Annotated in this window: 15 protein-coding genes; 13 read left to right on the top strand and 2 right to left on the bottom strand. The window is 72.4% G+C overall.

Annotated elements, in window-relative coordinates; translation table 11 throughout:
- Positions 1–7: 7 nt before the first annotated feature.
- From ACZ4Z2_RS31290 to ACZ4Z2_RS31300, 3 genes are all read left to right on the top strand, one after another.
- Positions 8–667: a trimeric intracellular cation channel family protein gene (locus ACZ4Z2_RS31290; RefSeq protein ID WP_468080598.1), complete on the top strand. Its 660-nt coding sequence runs from the start codon at positions 8–10 to the stop codon at positions 665–667.
- Positions 668–739: 72 nt separating this feature from the next.
- Positions 740–1,594 (top strand): thioesterase family protein, encoded by an 855-nt coding sequence (locus ACZ4Z2_RS31295; RefSeq protein WP_468080599.1) that lies wholly within the window; start codon positions 740–742, stop codon positions 1,592–1,594.
- 55 nt (positions 1,595–1,649) lie between these two features.
- Positions 1,650–2,636 (top strand): helix-turn-helix transcriptional regulator, encoded by a 987-nt coding sequence (locus ACZ4Z2_RS31300; protein WP_468080600.1) that lies wholly within the window; start codon positions 1,650–1,652, stop codon positions 2,634–2,636.
- A 54-nt stretch (positions 2,637–2,690) separates the two neighbouring features.
- Here ACZ4Z2_RS31300 and ACZ4Z2_RS31305 read toward each other — a convergent pair whose 3' ends face one another.
- On the bottom strand, positions 2,691–3,317 hold the full coding sequence (locus ACZ4Z2_RS31305) for a TetR family transcriptional regulator (RefSeq protein WP_468080602.1): 627 nt from the start codon (positions 3,315–3,317) through the stop codon (positions 2,691–2,693).
- 142 nt (positions 3,318–3,459) lie between these two features.
- Here ACZ4Z2_RS31305 and ACZ4Z2_RS31310 point away from each other — a divergent pair, with 142 nt between their 5' ends.
- The 3 genes from ACZ4Z2_RS31310 to ACZ4Z2_RS31320 are packed head-to-tail and all read left to right on the top strand — an operon-like array spanning position 3,460 to position 5,178.
- Complete coding sequence (locus ACZ4Z2_RS31310) at positions 3,460–3,624, top strand: hypothetical protein (RefSeq protein WP_468080604.1); 165 nt, start codon at positions 3,460–3,462, stop codon at positions 3,622–3,624.
- Between the two features lie 53 nt (positions 3,625–3,677).
- Complete coding sequence (locus ACZ4Z2_RS31315; RefSeq protein ID WP_468080605.1) at positions 3,678–3,956, top strand: DUF4190 domain-containing protein; 279 nt, start codon at positions 3,678–3,680, stop codon at positions 3,954–3,956.
- A gap of 58 nt (positions 3,957–4,014) precedes the next feature.
- Positions 4,015–5,178 carry a cysteine desulfurase family protein gene (locus ACZ4Z2_RS31320; RefSeq protein WP_468080606.1) on the top strand — a complete coding sequence of 388 codons (1,164 nt, stop codon included), beginning with the start codon at positions 4,015–4,017 and terminating at the stop codon, positions 5,176–5,178.
- A 49-nt stretch (positions 5,179–5,227) separates the two neighbouring features.
- On the opposite strand, the gene ACZ4Z2_RS31325 is transcribed toward ACZ4Z2_RS31320, so the two are convergent.
- The gene (locus ACZ4Z2_RS31325) at positions 5,228–5,941 is read right to left on the bottom strand and encodes an N-acetylmuramoyl-L-alanine amidase (protein WP_468080607.1); all 714 of its coding nucleotides are present in this window, start codon (positions 5,939–5,941) and stop codon (positions 5,228–5,230) included.
- Positions 5,942–6,000: 59 nt separating this feature from the next.
- On the opposite strand from ACZ4Z2_RS31325, the gene mnmA reads away from it, so the two are divergent.
- The 7 genes from mnmA to ACZ4Z2_RS31360 all read left to right on the top strand — a co-directional run bounded on the left by mnmA (position 6,001) and on the right by ACZ4Z2_RS31360 (position 15,670).
- Positions 6,001–7,131 (top strand): tRNA 2-thiouridine(34) synthase MnmA, encoded by a 1,131-nt coding sequence (mnmA, locus tag ACZ4Z2_RS31330; protein WP_468080608.1) that lies wholly within the window; start codon positions 6,001–6,003, stop codon positions 7,129–7,131.
- Between the two features lie 311 nt (positions 7,132–7,442).
- On the top strand, positions 7,443–8,291 hold the full coding sequence (locus ACZ4Z2_RS31335) for a class I SAM-dependent methyltransferase (protein WP_468080609.1): 849 nt from the start codon (positions 7,443–7,445) through the stop codon (positions 8,289–8,291).
- Positions 8,288–8,827 carry an LOG family protein gene (locus ACZ4Z2_RS31340; protein WP_468080610.1) on the top strand — a complete coding sequence of 180 codons (540 nt, stop codon included), beginning with the start codon at positions 8,288–8,290 and terminating at the stop codon, positions 8,825–8,827. Before ACZ4Z2_RS31335 ends, ACZ4Z2_RS31340 begins: the two co-directional genes overlap by 4 nt.
- 117 nt (positions 8,828–8,944) lie before the next feature.
- Positions 8,945–9,634: an SDR family oxidoreductase gene (locus ACZ4Z2_RS31345; protein WP_468080611.1), complete on the top strand. Its 690-nt coding sequence runs from the start codon at positions 8,945–8,947 to the stop codon at positions 9,632–9,634.
- Positions 9,635–9,884: 250 nt separating this feature from the next.
- Positions 9,885–10,856, top strand: coding sequence for a methionine synthase (locus ACZ4Z2_RS31350; protein WP_468080620.1), 972 nt, complete (start codon positions 9,885–9,887; stop codon positions 10,854–10,856).
- A gap of 15 nt (positions 10,857–10,871) precedes the next feature.
- The gene (ligA, locus tag ACZ4Z2_RS31355; RefSeq protein ID WP_468080612.1) at positions 10,872–13,091 is read left to right on the top strand and encodes an NAD-dependent DNA ligase LigA; all 2,220 of its coding nucleotides are present in this window, start codon (positions 10,872–10,874) and stop codon (positions 13,089–13,091) included.
- Positions 13,092–13,318: 227 nt separating this feature from the next.
- Complete coding sequence (locus tag ACZ4Z2_RS31360) at positions 13,319–15,670, top strand: putative bifunctional diguanylate cyclase/phosphodiesterase (RefSeq protein WP_468080614.1); 2,352 nt, start codon at positions 13,319–13,321, stop codon at positions 15,668–15,670.
- The last annotated feature ends 348 nt before the right edge of the window (positions 15,671–16,018 follow it).

A 16,018-nucleotide genomic window follows, 5' to 3' on the forward strand; every position in this document is an offset into this window, starting at 1 on the left:
TATGAGGGTGCTCCAGCAACTGTTCACCCCGTCCGTCCAGCACGCGCTCGATCTGATCGGCATCTTCGTCTTCGCGATCTCCGGCGCGCTGCTGGCCGTGCGCAAGAACTTCGACGTCTTCGGCATCGCCGTCCTCGCCGAGGTCACCGCGCTCGGCGGCGGGCTCTTCCGGGACCTGGTCATCGGGGCCGTGCCGCCGGCCGCCTTCACCGACCTGGGCTACTTCATCACCCCGCTGTTCGCCGCCCTCCTGGTCTTCTTCCTCCATCCGGAGGTCGAGCGCATCCAGAACGGCGTGAACGTCTTCGACGCGGCCGGCCTCGGCCTGTTCTGCGTCACCGGCACGACGAAGGCGTACGAGTACGGTCTCGGACTCACCGCCTCGGCGGCCCTCGGTCTCGCCACGGCGGTCGGCGGCGGTGTGCTGCGGGACGTCCTCGCCAACGAGGTGCCCTCGCTGCTGCGCTGGGACCGCGACCTGTACGCGGTGCCCGCGATGGTCGGCGCCTGCCTGGTCGTCCTCTGCATCCGCAATGACGCGCTCAACCCCTTCACCTCCGCCTTCGCGGCGGCCTCCGCCTTCGCGCTGCGGCTGCTGGCGATGCGGTACCACTGGCGGGCGCCCCGGGCATGGAACCGGCGCTCGGCGGCGACGGAGGAGGGCTGAGCGCGGGCTGCCGTCCCGCCCCAGAAGCAAAAAAAGCTACCGCTTAGTAATCACCTGTTGTACGGTTCACCCATGCCCGAAGCAGCTTCCGTACAGGCCACCGTCGGCGACAGCGAGTTCGACCGTGACACCGCGGTCACCCGGCGGGAACCCGGCGTCTACGACGTGGACCTCTCCGCCGGCTGGACGATCATCAGCGCCGTCAACGGCGGCTACCTCCTGGCCGTGCTGGGCCGCGCCCTCGCGGACACGCTCCCGCACGCCGACCCGTTCACGGTCTCCGCGCACTACCTGACCGCCTCGCAGCCCGGCCCCGCTGTCATCCGAACGGACGTCGTCCGCACCGGCCGGACCCTGTCGACCGGCCAGGCGTCCCTCTTCCAGTACGACGACGAGGGCCGCGAGATCGAGCGGATCCGCGTCCTCGCCTCCTACGGCGACCTCGGCTCCCTCCCGGACGACGTCCGTACGACGGCGAAGCCGCCCGCGATCCCGCCGATCGAGCAGTGCTTCGGCCCCCAGGACGCGCCCGCCCCGGTCCCCGGCAGTTCCGCCATCGCCGACCGGCTGTTCCTCAAGCTGGACCCGGCGACCCTCGGCTGGGCCCTCGGCGCACCGTCGGGGAACGGCGAGATGCGCGCCTGGTTCGGCCTTGCCGACGGCCGTGACGCCGACCCCCTCTCGCTGCTCCTCGCGGTGGACGCGCTGCCGCCGACCGCCTTCGAGCTGGGCATCTCCGGCTGGGTCCCGACGGTTGAACTGACCGTGCACGTCCGGTGCCGCCCGGCGCCCGGACCGCTGCGCGTGTCCATCACCACCCGCAACCTCGCCGGCGGCTTCCTGGAGGAGGACGCCGAGGTCTGGGACAGCGCCGACCGCCTGGTCGCGCAGTCGCGGCAGCTCGCCCGCGCCAGGCTCGCGGGCTGAGAGGGGCGCCGACCCGTCCGGTCGGCCGCTCCTGCCCGTCGGGCACCCTGGTGCGGTGAAGGCCGACCGACTGCTCTCGATCCTGCTGCTGCTCCGGACGCGGGGCCGGGTGCCCGCCCGCGAACTGGCCGAGCGGCTGGAGGTGTCGGTGCGGACCGTCCACCGGGACGTCGAGGCGCTGTCGGCGGCCGGGGTGCCCGTCTACGCCGAGCGCGGGCGGCACGGCGGGATCGAGCTGCTGCCCGGCTTCCGCACGGATGTCACGGGGCTCACCGCCGACGAGTCGCGGGCCCTGTTCGTCCTGGCCGCCCGGGGCGCCCACTCCGCGCTCGGGCTGGACGCGGCGCTGGGCTCCGCGCTGCGCAAGGTGATGGCGGCGCTGCCCGCACCGCACCGGCCGGCCGCCGAGACCACCGGCCGGCGCGTCCTCGTCGACGCCGCCCGCTGGAGAGGCGGACCGCGCGAGGCCGTGGACCCCGTGGACTTCGCGACCCTCCAGGACGCGGTGTTCACCGACCGCCGGCTACGGCTGCGCTACCGGCACGGCGGACAACGCGACCCGCGTGCCTACACCGTCGACCCGTACGGCCTCGTGGCCAAGGCGGGTGTCTGGTACCTCGTCGCCGACCTGCGCGGCGGGCCGAGGCTCTTCCGGGCGGACCGGGTGCGGTCGGCGACCGTCCTCGACGACCCCGTCCGCCGCAGACCGGGCGTCGAACTCGCCGACGCCTGGGAGGCGCTGCGGCGCCAGGTGGAGGAACGGCCGGGCGGCATCGACGTCACCGTCCGTGTCCGGCGCCCCTTCCTCGACATGTTCCTGCGGCTCCAGGCGGCCTGGCTGGCGGGGCCGCCCGACGACGACGGCGAGAGCGAGTGGGTGACCGCGCGACTGTCGTACGGCCTGCTGGGCGAGGTGCGCCAACTGCTCGTGTTCGCCGACCGGCTGGAGGTCCTCGCGCCCCCGCGGGCGCGGGCGGAACTGGCCGCCGCGGCCGCCTCCGTCACGGCCCTGTACCACCGGCCGTGCCCGGCCGGGGAGTGAACGCCCAGGTGGGGCGGGGGTGTTGGTGATCGCGTCGGCGCGGCGGGCCCTCGCTCAGTCGAGCCAGTGGCGGCAGCCGATGCTGATCAGCCGCATCCGACGGGCCGCGAGGCGCGTCACGCGTTCGCGCTCGGCGCCGGGGGCGTCGTGTGCCTCCAGGAACAACGAGGCCGTCACGAGCATCTGGTCCACGTAGAGACCGGCGAGCATCAACCGGTCGTCGTCGCTCCACCCGGCGGTCTCCGCCCGCTTGCCCAGCTCGTCGCCGACCTCCTCGGCGAAGCGGGCCAGTTGACCCTGGATGGCCTCCCGCACCGGCTGGACACCCCCGTGTCGTTCGCGCGCGATAAAGCGGACGTGAGCGGGGTACGCGTCCACATGACGGGCGATCAGCTCGACGGCGCGCTGGATCAGTTCGTCACTGTCGCCGACCGCCGACATCAGATCCCCGAGGACGGGGTGCAGGCTCCCCAGGGCCTCCTCGACCAGCGCGACACCGAGGTCCGCGGTCGAACCGAAGTGCCGGTAGAACGCGGTCGGGGCGACGCCCACGGCCCGGGTCACCTCCCGGAGGCCCAGGCTGCTGAGGCTCTGCTCCTCCAGCAGGGCGAGCGCGGCGTCCATGAGCGCCTGCCGGGTCCGCTGCTTCTGCGCCTGCCGGATGCCGAAGGTGTGACTCATGCCATGCAGTTAACAACTGTTCTCTGTAATTGCAAAGCCGGGCAGCGCGTTAGACTTCGGAGTCAGTGAACAAGTGTAACCACAACCGTTCACTGAACTGTAACGACGAACCGTCGCCCACGAAACGAGAGGCACTCAAGCCATGTTGTTCCTCGTCGCCGCACTTCTGCTGCTGGGGATCGTCCTGGGCACCGTGGCCCACGTTCCGCTCTCCGTCTCCCTGGTCGCCGCGGCCGTCATCGGCGTCTGGCTGGCGGTCTTCGCGTACCGCGAGCGCCACGCCCGTCGTGGCCGGACCACCAACTGACCCGTCCCGGACACCCGTTGGAACCCGTCCACCCGTAGGGAGCTGACCGCACCATGCACCTCACCGCCGCACCCGAGACCCGCCCCGCAGCCCGCCGCCGAGGTCGCGACGCCGACGGCATGGCCGTCGCGTCCTTCGTCCTCGGACTCCTGGGCCTCCTCGTGCTCAACCTCTTCCTCGGCCCCATCGCCATCGCCCTCGCCGCCGTCGCCCTGAAGCGCGGTACGACGAGGCGGGGCCGGGCGTTCCTCGGCCTCGGTCTGGGCGTCGCCGACCTGGTGATCCTCGCCGTCCTGACCCAGACGACGAACACGGTGTCCTGGAGCTTCTGAGCCGCGCGCAGGAGCGGCCGAGGCGGGCGCACGGGGCCCCCGTAGAATCGGGCACACCATGGCTTACCTCGACCACGCGGCGACGACCCCGATGCTCCCCGAGGCGGCACAGACGCTGACCGCCCAGCTGAGCGTCACCGGCAACGCCTCCTCGCTGCACGCATCCGGCCGCAGAGCCCGCCGCACGGTCGAGGAGGCCCGCGAGACCCTCGCGGAGGCCCTCGGAGCCCGCCCCAGCGAGGTCGTGTTCACCTCAGGCGGCACCGAGGCCGACAACCTCGCCGTGAAGGGGCTGTACTGGTCCCGCCGCGGCGCCGACCCGGCCCGCACCCGGGTCCTCGCGAGCCCCGTCGAGCACCACGCCGTCCTGGACGCCGTCCACTGGCTCGGCGAACACGAGGGCGCCAAGGTCGAGTACCTCCCCGTCGACAGCCACGGACGCGTCCACCCCGAGGCCCTGCGCGAGGCCATCGCCCGCGACCCCGACGACGTCGCCCTCGCCACCGTGATGTGGGCCAACAACGAGATCGGCACCCTCATGCCGGTCCGCCGACTCGCCGACGTCGCCGCGGAGTTCGGCGTCCCGCTGCACGCCGACGCCGTCCAGGCGTTCGGCCAGGTCCCCGTCGACTTCGGGGCCTCGGGCCTCGCCGCCATGACCGTCTCCGGCCACAAGATCGGCGGCCCGTACGGCATCGGCGCCCTGCTCCTGGGCCGCGAGTACAGCCCCGTACCCGTGCTGCACGGCGGCGGCCAGGAACGCCATGTCCGCTCCGGCACCCTCGACGTCCCGGCGGTCGCCTCCTTCGCCGTCGCGGGGCGGCTCGCCGCCGAACAGCAGGAGTGGTTCGCCCGGGAGATCGGCTCCCTGCGCGACTCCCTCGTCGACGCGGTCCGCGCCGCGGTGCCGGACGCGCTCCTCGGCGGCGACCCGGTGGACCGGCTGCCCGCCAACGCCCACTTCACGTTCCCGGGGTGCGAGGGCGACTCCCTGCTGCTGCTCCTCGACGCCCAGGGCATCGAGTGCTCCACCGGTTCCGCCTGCACCGCCGGTGTCGCCCAGCCCAGCCACGTCCTCCTCGCCACCGGCGCCGACCCCGACCTCGCCCGCGGCACCCTCCGCTTCTCCCTCGGCCACACCTCCACGGAGGCGGACGTGGAAGCGGTCGCGAAGGCGATCGGCCCGGCGGTGGAGCGCGCCCGCAACGCGGGCCTGACCTGACACCGGGCTTTCGGCGCGGGGCACCGGAGTGCCTTGTCCGCGTCGTACGTCAGGTGCTCGCCGAACCCCCGCCCGAGCCCCGCGCCGCCGCCGCGCGGACCAGCTTCATGTAGCGGTCCCAGTCCCAGTGCTCTCCGGGGTCCGTGTGGTCGGTGCCCGGCACCTCGACATGGCCGATGATGTGCTCCCGGTCGAGCGGGATGTCGTAACGCGCGCAGATCCGGGCCGTGAGACGGGCGGACGCCTCGTACATCTCGTCCGTGAAGTCCTGCGGGCGGTCGACGAAGCCCTCGTGCTCGATGCCGACGCTCCGCTCGTTGTAGTCGCGGTTGCCCGCGTGGTACGCCACGTCCAGCTCGCGGATCATCTGCGTGACATGGCCGTCCTTGCGGACGATGTAGTGCGAGGCCGCACCGTGCTTCGGATCCTGGAAGACCTTCACGGCGCTGGCGAAGCTGCCCTGGGTGACATGGATGACCACCATGTCTATGCCGAAGTCGTCCGGCCGGTCCGCCAGCCGCCAGTTCGCGTCCGAGGCCGCCACCCACCTCGCGCCCGCGTAGTCGACCTCGCCCTCCTTGCGCGGCTTGGTGACGCCCGGCACGCGCCACCACGCGCGCGTCAGCTCGTCCCGCGCGACGACGGCCGTGCCCACGGCGGCCACGGCCGTGCCGATCAGCAGGGCCCGGCGGCCCACGCGCCGGTCCCCGTCCTTGCCCCTGCTCCGGGAAGCACCCTCCCCGGACGCCCTTCTCGTGCCCACGAGCCGTCAACGGATACTCGCGGGCTCCGGTTCCCGGCGCCCCGTACCCTGGATGCGTTATGACTGACACCTCGCAGCGCCCCCGCCCCCTCCGTGTCCTCGCCGCCATGTCCGGCGGGGTCGACTCCGCCGTGGCCGCCGCCCGCGCCGCGGAAGCCGGGCACGACGTGACGGGCGTCCACCTGGCGCTCTCCGCCAACCCGCAGTCGTTCCGCACGGGCGCGCGGGGCTGCTGCACCATCGAGGACTCCCGCGACGCCCGCCGCGCCGCCGACGTCATCGGCATCCCGTTCTACGTGTGGGACCTCGCCGACCGCTTCCGCGAGGACGTGGTCGAGGACTTCATCGCCGAGTACGAGGCCGGCCGCACCCCCAACCCCTGCCTGCGCTGCAACGAGAAGATCAAGTTCGCGGCCCTGCTCGACAAGGCGCTCGCCCTCGGCTTCGACGCCGTCTGCACGGGCCACTACGCCAAGGTGATCGTCCACGACGACGGCACCCGCGAGCTGCACCGCGCCTCCGACATGGCCAAGGACCAGTCGTACGTCCTCGGGGTGCTCGACGAGAAGCAGCTCGCCCACGCCCTGTTCCCGCTGGGCGACACGGTGACGACCAAGGACGAGATCCGCGCGGAGGCCGAGCGCCGGGGCCTCGCGGTCGCCAAGAAGCCCGACTCGCACGACATCTGCTTCATCGCCGACGGCGACACCCAGGGCTTCCTGGCGAGCCGTCTCGGCAAGGCGGAGGGCGACATCGTCGACGAGTCCGGCACCGTCCTCGGCACCCACGAGGGTGCGTACGGCTACACCATCGGCCAGCGCAAGGGGCTCCGCATCGGCACCCCGGCGCCCGACGGCAAGCCGCGCTACGTCCTCGACATCTCGCCGGTGAACAACACCGTCACCGTCGGCCCGGCCTCCGCCCTCGACGTCGACGGCCTGACGGCGATCAAGCCCCGCTGGTGCGGCGCCGCGCCCACCGGCCCCGGCACCTACACGGCCCAGCTCCGCGCCCACGGCGGCGAGACCGAGGTGACCGCCGAGCTGATCGACGGCGACCTCCACGTCCGCTTCACCGAGCCGGTCCGAGGCGTCGCCCCCGGCCAGGCGATCGTCCTGTACGACGGCACGCGCGTGGTGGGCTCGGCGACGATCGCGTCGACCACGCGCGCGAAGGCGGGCGTCGCCTGAGAGCCGCCCCCGGCCCCGGGGGCGCTTCTCTGTCACGAAGGATCACGAACGCCTCCCTCCGGGTAGCCATCCGCCCGCGGACGGCGCAGGCTGTTGGTGAGTTCCCCTAAAGCCTGTCTGACGATTCGGGTCGTCGCCCGAAGGGGCGGCCCCGCGGCGTCACGTGCGTGCTCTCGGGGCGCCGGCCCCAGACCCACGTACGTCCAGTACGTGGGTCTGGGGCCGGCGCGGCGAGAGTGCGTGCACGGCGTCGCGCGGCAGACGCGAACTGTCGGACAGGCCCAGGGGCCGCAGGAGCCCAGGAGGTCGCCGTGACAGCCACCGACCCGGCCGGAAGCCCGCCCGGAAAGCCGACGGCCGGCCGCCCGGCCGATCCGGCGAGGAACCGCCGCAGCCTCACCCACCGGGTCCGCTACGCCCTGCGCCACCCCAGGCGGGTGCCGGCGCACGCCCGCCGGGTGGCGCGCGACACCTGGCTGCGGCTCAAGCACCGTGACCACATCGCCTACTACCGGGCCGTGATGGCCGCTGACACGGCCCGCAGTCCCGAGGCCGCCGTCGGGCACAACCCCTCCGCCGAGAAGTGGGAACGCGTCGGCCGGATGCAGTTCGAGTACCTGCTGGGGCACGGTCTGGAACCCCGGCACCGGATGCTGGAGATCGGCTGCGGGAACCTGCGCGCCGGACGCCTGTTCATCGACCACCTGGACGCCGGCAACTACTACGGCATCGACATCTCGCCGGCGATCCTCCTGGAGGCCCAGCGCACCCTCGTCCGGCAGGGCCTCCAGGCCAAGCTGCCCCATCTGACGCTCGTCGCCGACCTGACCTTCGCGTTCCTGCCCGACGCCCACTTCGACGTCGTCCACGCGCACAGCGTGTTCTCGCACTCACCGGCGCACGTCATAGAGCAGTGCTTCGCCCATGTCGGGCGCGTCCTCGCCCCCGGCGGCTTCTTCGACTTCACCTTCGGCCGCACCGAGGGCGAGGAGCACCACGTCCTCCACGAGGACTTCTACTACCGCACCGACACCCTGGTGGAACTCGCGGCGAAGTACGGCCTGGACGCCCGCTTCATGGACGACTGGGAGGAGCTCCCGCACCGCCAGTCGAAGATCCGTCTGAGCGTGTCGGTGGCACGCCCTAACGTGGCCCCATGAACATCTGCGTCTTCCTCTCCGCGGCCGACCTCGCCGACCACTACACCCGCCCCGCGCGGGAGTTCGCCAAGCTCATCGGCAAGGGCGGCCACACCCTCGTGTGGGGCGGCTCGGACGTCGGGCTGATGAAGGTGGTCGCCGACGGCGTGCAGGAGGCCGGCGGCAGACTCCTCGGCGTCTCCGTGGAGTTCCTGGCGGCCAAGGCGCGGCCCGGCACCGACGAGATGGTCATCGCCCGCGACCTCGCCGAACGCAAGCGGCTCCTGCTGGAGAAGGCCGACGCGGTGGTGATCATGGTCGGCGGCACCGGCACGCTCGACGAGGCCACCGAGATCCTGGAACTGAAGAAGCACGGGCACACCGACAAGCCGGTGGTGCTCCTCAACACGGCGGGCTTCTACGACGGCCTCAAGGAACAGTTCCACCGCATGGAGGACGAGGGCTTCCTGCCCCGCCCCCTCACCGACCTGGTGTTCTTCGCGGAGGAGCCGGTGGGGGCGATGGCGTACCTGGAGGAGAGCCGGGGGATCGCATAGCCGAGGAGCGCGCGGGACAGGCGAGGAGCGCCTGACGGGCGGTCGAGGGGCGGCTGAGGGGCGGTCGAGGGGGCCTGCCGCGCACCGCTCGTCACGGGGTGATGCGAGCATGACCGCATGGCTACTCATGTGATCACCGGAGCGGGTTCCGGCATCGGCGAGGCCGTGGCCCGCCGTCTGCACGAGCGCGGCGACGACCTCGTGCTGCACGCGCGCGACGCCGGCCGCGCGAAGGAACTGGCGGCGCGGTTCCCGGGGGCGAAGACCCTGGTCGGCGATCTGGCGGACCCGGACAAGCTCTCCTGGGCCTTCTCCCACCAGACGCTGCCCGACCGCGTGGACTCGCTGCTGCACATCGCCGGGGTGATCGACCTCGGCCGGGTCGGCGACCTCACACCCAAGTCCTGGCGCCACCAGCTCAACGTCAACCTCATCGCCCCCGCCGAGCTGACCCGGCACTTCCTGCCCCAGCTGCGCGCCGCCCGGGGCCATGTCGTGTTCGTCAACTCCGGCTCCGGACTGCACGCCTACGCCGACTGGTCGGCCTACGCCGCGTCCAAGCACGGTCTGAAGGCCCTCGCCGACTCCCTCCGCCACGAGGAGCACGGCAACGGGGTCCGGGTCACGACGGTCTACCCCGGCCGCACGGCCAGCCCCATGCAGGCGAAGGTCCACCAGCAGGAGGGCAAGGAGTACGACCCGTCCCGGTGGATCGCGCCGGAGTCCGTCGCCACGACGATCCTCATGGCGTTGGACCTCCCGCGGGACGCCGAGGTCAACGACTTGACGGTCCGCCCCGGCCACTGAGCTGTCGCTGCGGGGCGCCATGTAACGGGGCGCCTCGTAACTCGGGGGCGGCTGTTGCGGGGCGGCTGCGAGTGCGTCGTGGTTTCTCGCGCAGCTCCCCGCGCCCCTGAAGGGACGGGCCTGCGGCCCGTCCCTTCAGGGGCGACCAGCCCCCACCCACCCGCACGTCGCATACCTCGCCCCCCGACCACCTACGCTTCGACACGTGAACGAACACTTCGACTTCGGCCCCGCCACCGGCCTCGGTTCCATGCCCGGCGGCGACGCCAGAGAGGCCGCCAAGACAGTCACCGGCACCTTCGAGTGGCCGGACACGGGCATGCCGTACCTGCCCGAACTCCCCGCCCGCGGACCCGGCGCCGACATGATCGGCCGCACCGCCGGTCTGCTCGTCGAGCTGTACGCGCGCGTGGAGCCCAGCGGCTGGCGGCTCGGCGACCGGCCCGGCAGGGACACCAAGCGGGCCGTCTCCTGGCTCGGCGAGGACCTGGACGCCCTGGAGGAGTTCACACAGGGCTACGAAGGCCCGCTGAAGGTGCAGGCCGTCGGCCCGTGGACCCTCGCCACCGCACTGGAGCTGAAGAACGGCGAGGCGGCCCTCTCCGACCCCGGCGCCTGCCGGGACCTCGCCGGCTCGCTCGCCGAGGGCCTGCGCCTGCACCTCGCCGAGGTTCGTCGCCGCGTCCCCGGCGCCCGCGTCGTCCTCCAGCTCGACGAACCCTCCCTGATCGCCGTCCTGCGCGGGCAGGTGAGGACCGCCAGCGGCTACCGCACCCACCGCGCCGTGGACCGCCAGCTCGTCGAGGCCACTTTGCGTGACGTCATCGGCGTCCAGACCGAACCGGGGGCGGTCGTCGTGCACTCCTGCGCCCCCGACGTACCGTTCGCGCTGCTCCGCAGGGCCGGTGCGGACGCGATCTCCTTCGACTTCTCGCTGCTCACCGAGCGTGACGACGACGCGATCGGGGAAGCCGTCGAAGGCGGCACCAGGCTGCTCGCCGGTGTCGTGCCGACCACGGAGGGCCCGTTGTCGGACCCTGCCGGTAGCGTCATGGGTGTCAGGACGTTGTGGCGCAGGCTGGGGCTGCATCCGGGGCTTCTCGCGGACGCCGTCACGGTCACTCCGTCGTGCGGGCTCGCCCGGGTCTCCCCGGCGTACGCGCGCCGGGCGCTGGCCCACTGCGTCCAGGCGGCGAGATCCCTCGCGGACAACCCAGAGTAACGGGAGGACAACACGGTGGCCGGCGACAAGGACGCACAGCCCACATCGGTACCCGCCGAGGCAGCGGTGCCCGCCGAGGCCCGCGAGAAGCACGCGCGGCTCGCCGATCAGATCGAGGAGCACCGCTTCCGGTACTACGTGAAGAACGACCCGATCGTCAGCGACGCGGAGTTCGACGAACTCCTGCGCACGCTGGAGGCGCTGGAGGACGAGTACAGCGAGCTGCGCACGCCGGACTCGCCGACGCAGAAGGTGGCCGTCGAGTACGAGACCGACCTCGCCGAGGTGGAGCACCGCGAGCGCATGCTCTCCCTCGACAACGTCTTCGACGACGAGGGCCTCGCGGCCTGGGCCGAGCGCGTCGCCAAGGACGTCGGCACCTCCGACTACCACCTGCTGTGCGAGCTCAAGATCGACGGCCTCGCGGTCAACCTGACGTACGAGGACGGCAGGCTCACCCGGGCCGCCACCCGGGGCACCGGGCGGACCGGCGAGGACATCACGCCCAACGTCATGACCATCGCCGAGATCCCGCACCGGCTGAAGGGCGACCGCGTCCCCCGGCTCGTCGAGATCCGGGGCGAGGTCTACTTCCCGATGGAGGCGTTCCAGGGCCTCAACGAACGCCGGGTGGCGGCTGGCGAGAAGCCGTACGCCAACCCCCGTAACTCCGCCTCGGGTTCACTGCGCCAGAAGGATCCCAAGGTCACCGCCACCCTGCCGCTGCACATGGTCGTCCACGGCATCGGCGCCCTGGAGGGCTTCGACGGCGGCTTCACCCGCCTCTCCGAGGCGTACGACCTCCTCAAGTCATGGGGTCTGCCCACCGCCGAGCACAACAGGGTGGTCGACGACCTCGACGGCGTACGGGAGTTCATCGCCTACTACGGCGAGCACCGCCACTCCGTGGCGCACGAGATCGACGGCGTGGTCGTCAAGCTCGACGAGATCCGGCTGCAGGGGCGTCTCGGATCGACGGCCCGCGCACCCCGCTGGGCGATCGCGTACAAGTACCCGCCGGAAGAGGTCAACACCAAGCTCATCGACATCAAGGTGGGTGTCGGCCGCACCGGCCGGGTCACCCCGTACGCCCAGGTCGAGCCCGTCACCGTGGCCGGTTCGGAGGTCGAGTTCGCGACCCTGCACAACCAGGAGGTCGTGAAGGCCAAGAACGTCCTCATCGGTGACACGGTCGTCATCCGCAAGGCCGGTGACGTCATCCCCGAGATCCTCGGGCCGGTCGTGGCGCTGCGCGAGGAGAACGAGACGCGCCCGTTCGTGATGCCGACCGAGTGCCCGGAGTGCGGTGAGCCCCTGGCGCCGGCCAAGGAGGGCGACATCGACGTGCGGTGCCTCAACTCCCGTAGCTGCCCGGCCCAGTTGCGTGAGCGTCTCTTCTACCTCGCCGGCCGCAAGTGCCTCGACATCGAGCACTTCGGCTACGTCGCCGCCGCCGCGCTCACCAAGCCGCTGGAGCCGTCCGAGCCGCCGCTCGTCGACGAGGGCGACCTCTTCGACCTCACCATCGAGCAGTTGCTGCCCATCAAGGCGTACGTCCTCGACCAGGACAGCGGCCTGCCCAAGCGGGACCCGGAGACCGGCGAGGAGAAGCACGCCATGGTCTTCGCCAACAAGGAGGGCGGGCCACGCAAGAACGCGCTCGCGATGCTGGAGAACATCCAGGCGGCCAAGAACCGGCCGCTCGCCCGCATCCTCACCGGTCTGTCGATCCGGCACGTCGGCCCGGTGGCCGCCGAGGCGCTGGCGCGCGAGTTCCGCTCCATCGACGCCATCAGGGCGGCGAGCGAGGAGCAGCTCGCCGCCACCGAGGGCGTCGGCCCGATCATCGCTGCCTCCCTGAAGGAGTGGTTCGCGGTGGAGTGGCACCAGGAGATCCTCCGCAAATGGAAGGCCGCCGGCGTCCGTATGGAGGACGAGAGGGCCGGCGAGGACGAAGGACCCCGCCCCCTCGAAGGGCTCACCGTCGTCGTGACCGGCACGCTCGAACACCACACCCGCGACGGGGCGAAGGAGGCCCTGCAGAGCCGGGGAGCGAAAGTGACCGGCTCGGTTTCGAAGAAGACCTCGTTCGTCGTGGTCGGAGACAACCCTGGGTCCAAGTACGACAAGGCGATGCAGCTCAAGGTTCCGGTCCTGAACGAGGACGGTTTCGCGGTTCTGCTCGAACAGGGACCGGAAGCGGCGTCGGAAGTGGCGCTTCCGACCGAGGAGTAGGGGTTGAAGGCCACCCGTTCGGCGCATACCAGATGCATATGGGTGGCCGGTCGCATTCGGGCAACCGTCGTCGACCGCTGCCCGTGAATGCCTTGTGCGGCCTACTGTTGAGGTGTGCGCCTGCCGTGCCCGGACGCGTGGCGGGTTCTCGGACGCGGTGCCGCCCCGGGTTGTCGGGAGCAACGGGCCGCGTGGCGTGGGCACCGCCGGCTGTGAGAGGGACGGGAATGGAACCGACCGAGAGCGTCGCCCCGGACTCCCGGCTGCGTCTGCGCCGGGTGTCCGGGGCCTGGCGACGGGGGCGCTCCCTGCTCATGGGGGGACGCCCGTTCGAGGGAACCCGCCAGCGGGTCGGAGGCCAGGCGTCGACGGCGGCCCCCCGATCGGAGCAGCCGGCCGGCCGCGCGGCCGCCGGCCCGCCCGGCCTCCTCGTCCCCGCCCCCGCCCAGCTCACCGCCGGCACCGGAACCGGCACCGCCCCACCCGTCACGGCCACCCTCGTCGGCGGCCGCGGCCACGGCCTGCCGGGCCACGACAGCGAGCGTCATCCGTCCTGGCCCGCCCTGCCCGCCGCCATCGTGGGCGTCGCGGGAGCGATCCTCGGCGCCGGGTTCTACCGGGCGTTCGCCGGACAGCACGCGCTCTTCCCGTCCGGCGCCGTCGGCTGGTCCCTCGCCCTGCTCACCGGCATGATCGTCGGCCACCTCGTCGCCATGGGCCGTGCCCGCTGGTGGGGCGGCACCGGTTCCGGCGCCGCCCTCACCCTCGCCGTCCTGCTGCTCTACGGTTGGCTCCCGGCCGGCATGGTCAGCCTCACCGTCGTCGTCCTCGTCGGCATCGCCCGCCGGGGCCGCTGGCGGCAGGGCGTGCTGCACGGCGCGGTCGACATCCTCGGCATCGGCGCCGGAGCCCTCGTCCTGCGCGTCTTCGGCCGCGTCCCCTCGGTCGAGCAGCCCTGGGACCCGGAGACCTGGAACCTGTACGCGGCGCCCCAGGTGGCGCTCGTCGCCATCGCCTACCTCGCCGTCACCCGCGCCCTGCTCTGGTACCTGGCCGCACCGCGCGGCGGCGTCCCCACGGTCGCCCGGACCGCCCTGGTCCGGCAGGGCCTCGTCGCCATCGCGCTGTTCGGGATCGCACCCCTCATCTGTGTCGTCGCCACGGCCCAGGCCCTGCTGCTGCCCCTGTTCGCCATCCCGCTCATCGCGCTCGACTCCACCCTGTGGATCGCGCGCGCCCGGGCGGAGGAGCAGCTCCGCGACCCGCTCACCGGCCTGCCCAACCGCCAGTGGCTGCTGGAACGCACCTGGACCGCCCTGGACGACGCCGAGCGCATCGGCGCGCGCTCGGCCCTGATGCTGATCGACCTCGACCGCTTCCGGTCCGTCAACGACACCCTCGGGCACCTCGCGGGCGACCGGCTGCTGCTGCAGATAGCCGACCGGCTGCGGGTCGCCCTGCCGCGCGGAGCGGAGGCCGCACGGCTCGGCGGCGACGAGTTCGCCGTCCTGCTGCCCGTCGCCGACTCCACGACCTCCGCCTCACGGGTCGCCCGCAACCTCGTCGCCGCCCTCGGCTCCCCGCTCGACCTCGACGGCCTCACCCTCGTCCTGGAGGCCAGCGCCGGGCTCGCCGTCTTCCCCGACCACGCACTCGACGCGGAGGGGCTGCTCCGGCGGGCGGACGTGGCGATGTACCAGGCGAAGCGGGACCGCACCGGCGTCGAGGTCTACGAGTCCAAGCGGGACTCGAACACCCCGGACCGGCTCGGACTCCTCGGCGACCTGCGGCGCGCGCTCGACGCGCAGGAGGTCGAACTGCACTACCAGCCGAAGGTCCGCTTCGACGGACAGGTGGCCGGGCTGGAGGCGCTCGTGCGGTGGGTGCACCCCGAGCGGGGGAAGGTGCCGCCGGACGAGTTCATAGCGATCGCCGAGTCGTCCGGGCTGATGCCCCACCTCACCGAATACGTCCTGGAGACGGCACTCGGCCAGGTGGCGCGCTGGCGCGCCCAGGGACTGCACGTCCCGGTCGCCGTCAACGTGTCGCCCCGGGACGTCCACACCCCCGGCTTCGCGGGCGCGGTGGCCGCGCGGCTGGCCCGGCACGGAGTTCCCGCGGGAGCGCTCCAACTGGAGATAACGGAACACGTGCTGTTGGAGGACCCGCAGCGGGCCGCGGACACCCTGGCCGGGCTGACCGGTCACGGGGTGAAGATGTCCCTCGACGACTTCGGGACCGGGTACTCGTCGCTGGTCCACCTGCGGCGGCTGCCCGTGAGCGAGCTGAAGATCGACCGGTCGTTCGTGGCGCGGCTCGCCGTCGACACGGAGGACGCGGAGATCGTGCGCTGCACCGTCGACCTCGCGCACTCCCTGGGTCTGCTCGTCGTCGCGGAGGGCGTCGAGGACGACGAGACATGGGAGCGCCTGCGCGACCTGGGTTGCGACGCCGTCCAGGGGTGGCTGGTCGCCGCGGCGATGCCACCGGAGGAGACCACGGCGTGGCTCCGGGCCCGGGGTTCCCGAGGCTGGCAGCGCCCCGCGGCGGCCCTGCCGGCGGCGACGGCGGACGAGTAACCGCGGGGGCGCCTAGTAGCTAGGGGCCGCGGATGGTTGGCGGGTGCGGGTGAGTATGGGCCGTTCGCGCAGTTCCCCGCGCCCCTGAAGGGAACGGGCCTGCGGCCCGCCCTTCATCCTGAAAAGCACGGGGCGCAGCCCCGGTCGCTTTTCAGGGGCGCGGGGAACCGCGCGAGAAACCCCCACTCACCCGCACCCGCCAACGCACCCGTACCTCCCACCCCCTAGGCCCTGTCGTCACATTCCCACCTACCCCGCGACGCCAGGCACGCGCTCTCGACGCACCGGGCCCTGACCCGAGTACGTCCAGTACACGGGTCAGGGCCCGGCACACCGAAAGAACACACC

This window comes from Streptomyces sp. NPDC030183, assembly GCF_055573455.1.

What these genes read in the sequence shown, in the direction of transcription:
- ACZ4Z2_RS31295 (WP_468080599.1), top strand. Translation starts at nt 740, where the DNA reads ATGCCCGAAGCAGCTTCCGTACAGGCCACCGTCGGCGACAGCGAGTTC.
- ACZ4Z2_RS31305 (WP_468080602.1), bottom strand. Translation starts at nt 3,317, where the DNA reads ATGAGTCACACCTTCGGCATCCGGCAGGCGCAGAAGCAGCGGACCCGG.
- ACZ4Z2_RS31310 (WP_468080604.1), top strand. Translation starts at nt 3,460, where the DNA reads ATGTTGTTCCTCGTCGCCGCACTTCTGCTGCTGGGGATCGTCCTGGGC.
- ACZ4Z2_RS31315 (WP_468080605.1), top strand. Translation starts at nt 3,678, where the DNA reads ATGCACCTCACCGCCGCACCCGAGACCCGCCCCGCAGCCCGCCGCCGA.
- ACZ4Z2_RS31320 (WP_468080606.1), top strand. Translation starts at nt 4,015, where the DNA reads ATGGCTTACCTCGACCACGCGGCGACGACCCCGATGCTCCCCGAGGCG.
- mnmA (WP_468080608.1), top strand. Translation starts at nt 6,001, where the DNA reads ATGACTGACACCTCGCAGCGCCCCCGCCCCCTCCGTGTCCTCGCCGCC.
- ACZ4Z2_RS31340 (WP_468080610.1), top strand. Translation starts at nt 8,288, where the DNA reads ATGAACATCTGCGTCTTCCTCTCCGCGGCCGACCTCGCCGACCACTAC.
- ACZ4Z2_RS31345 (WP_468080611.1), top strand. Translation starts at nt 8,945, where the DNA reads ATGGCTACTCATGTGATCACCGGAGCGGGTTCCGGCATCGGCGAGGCC.
- ACZ4Z2_RS31350 (WP_468080620.1), top strand. Translation starts at nt 9,885, where the DNA reads ATGCCCGGCGGCGACGCCAGAGAGGCCGCCAAGACAGTCACCGGCACC.
- ACZ4Z2_RS31360 (WP_468080614.1), top strand. Translation starts at nt 13,319, where the DNA reads ATGGAACCGACCGAGAGCGTCGCCCCGGACTCCCGGCTGCGTCTGCGC.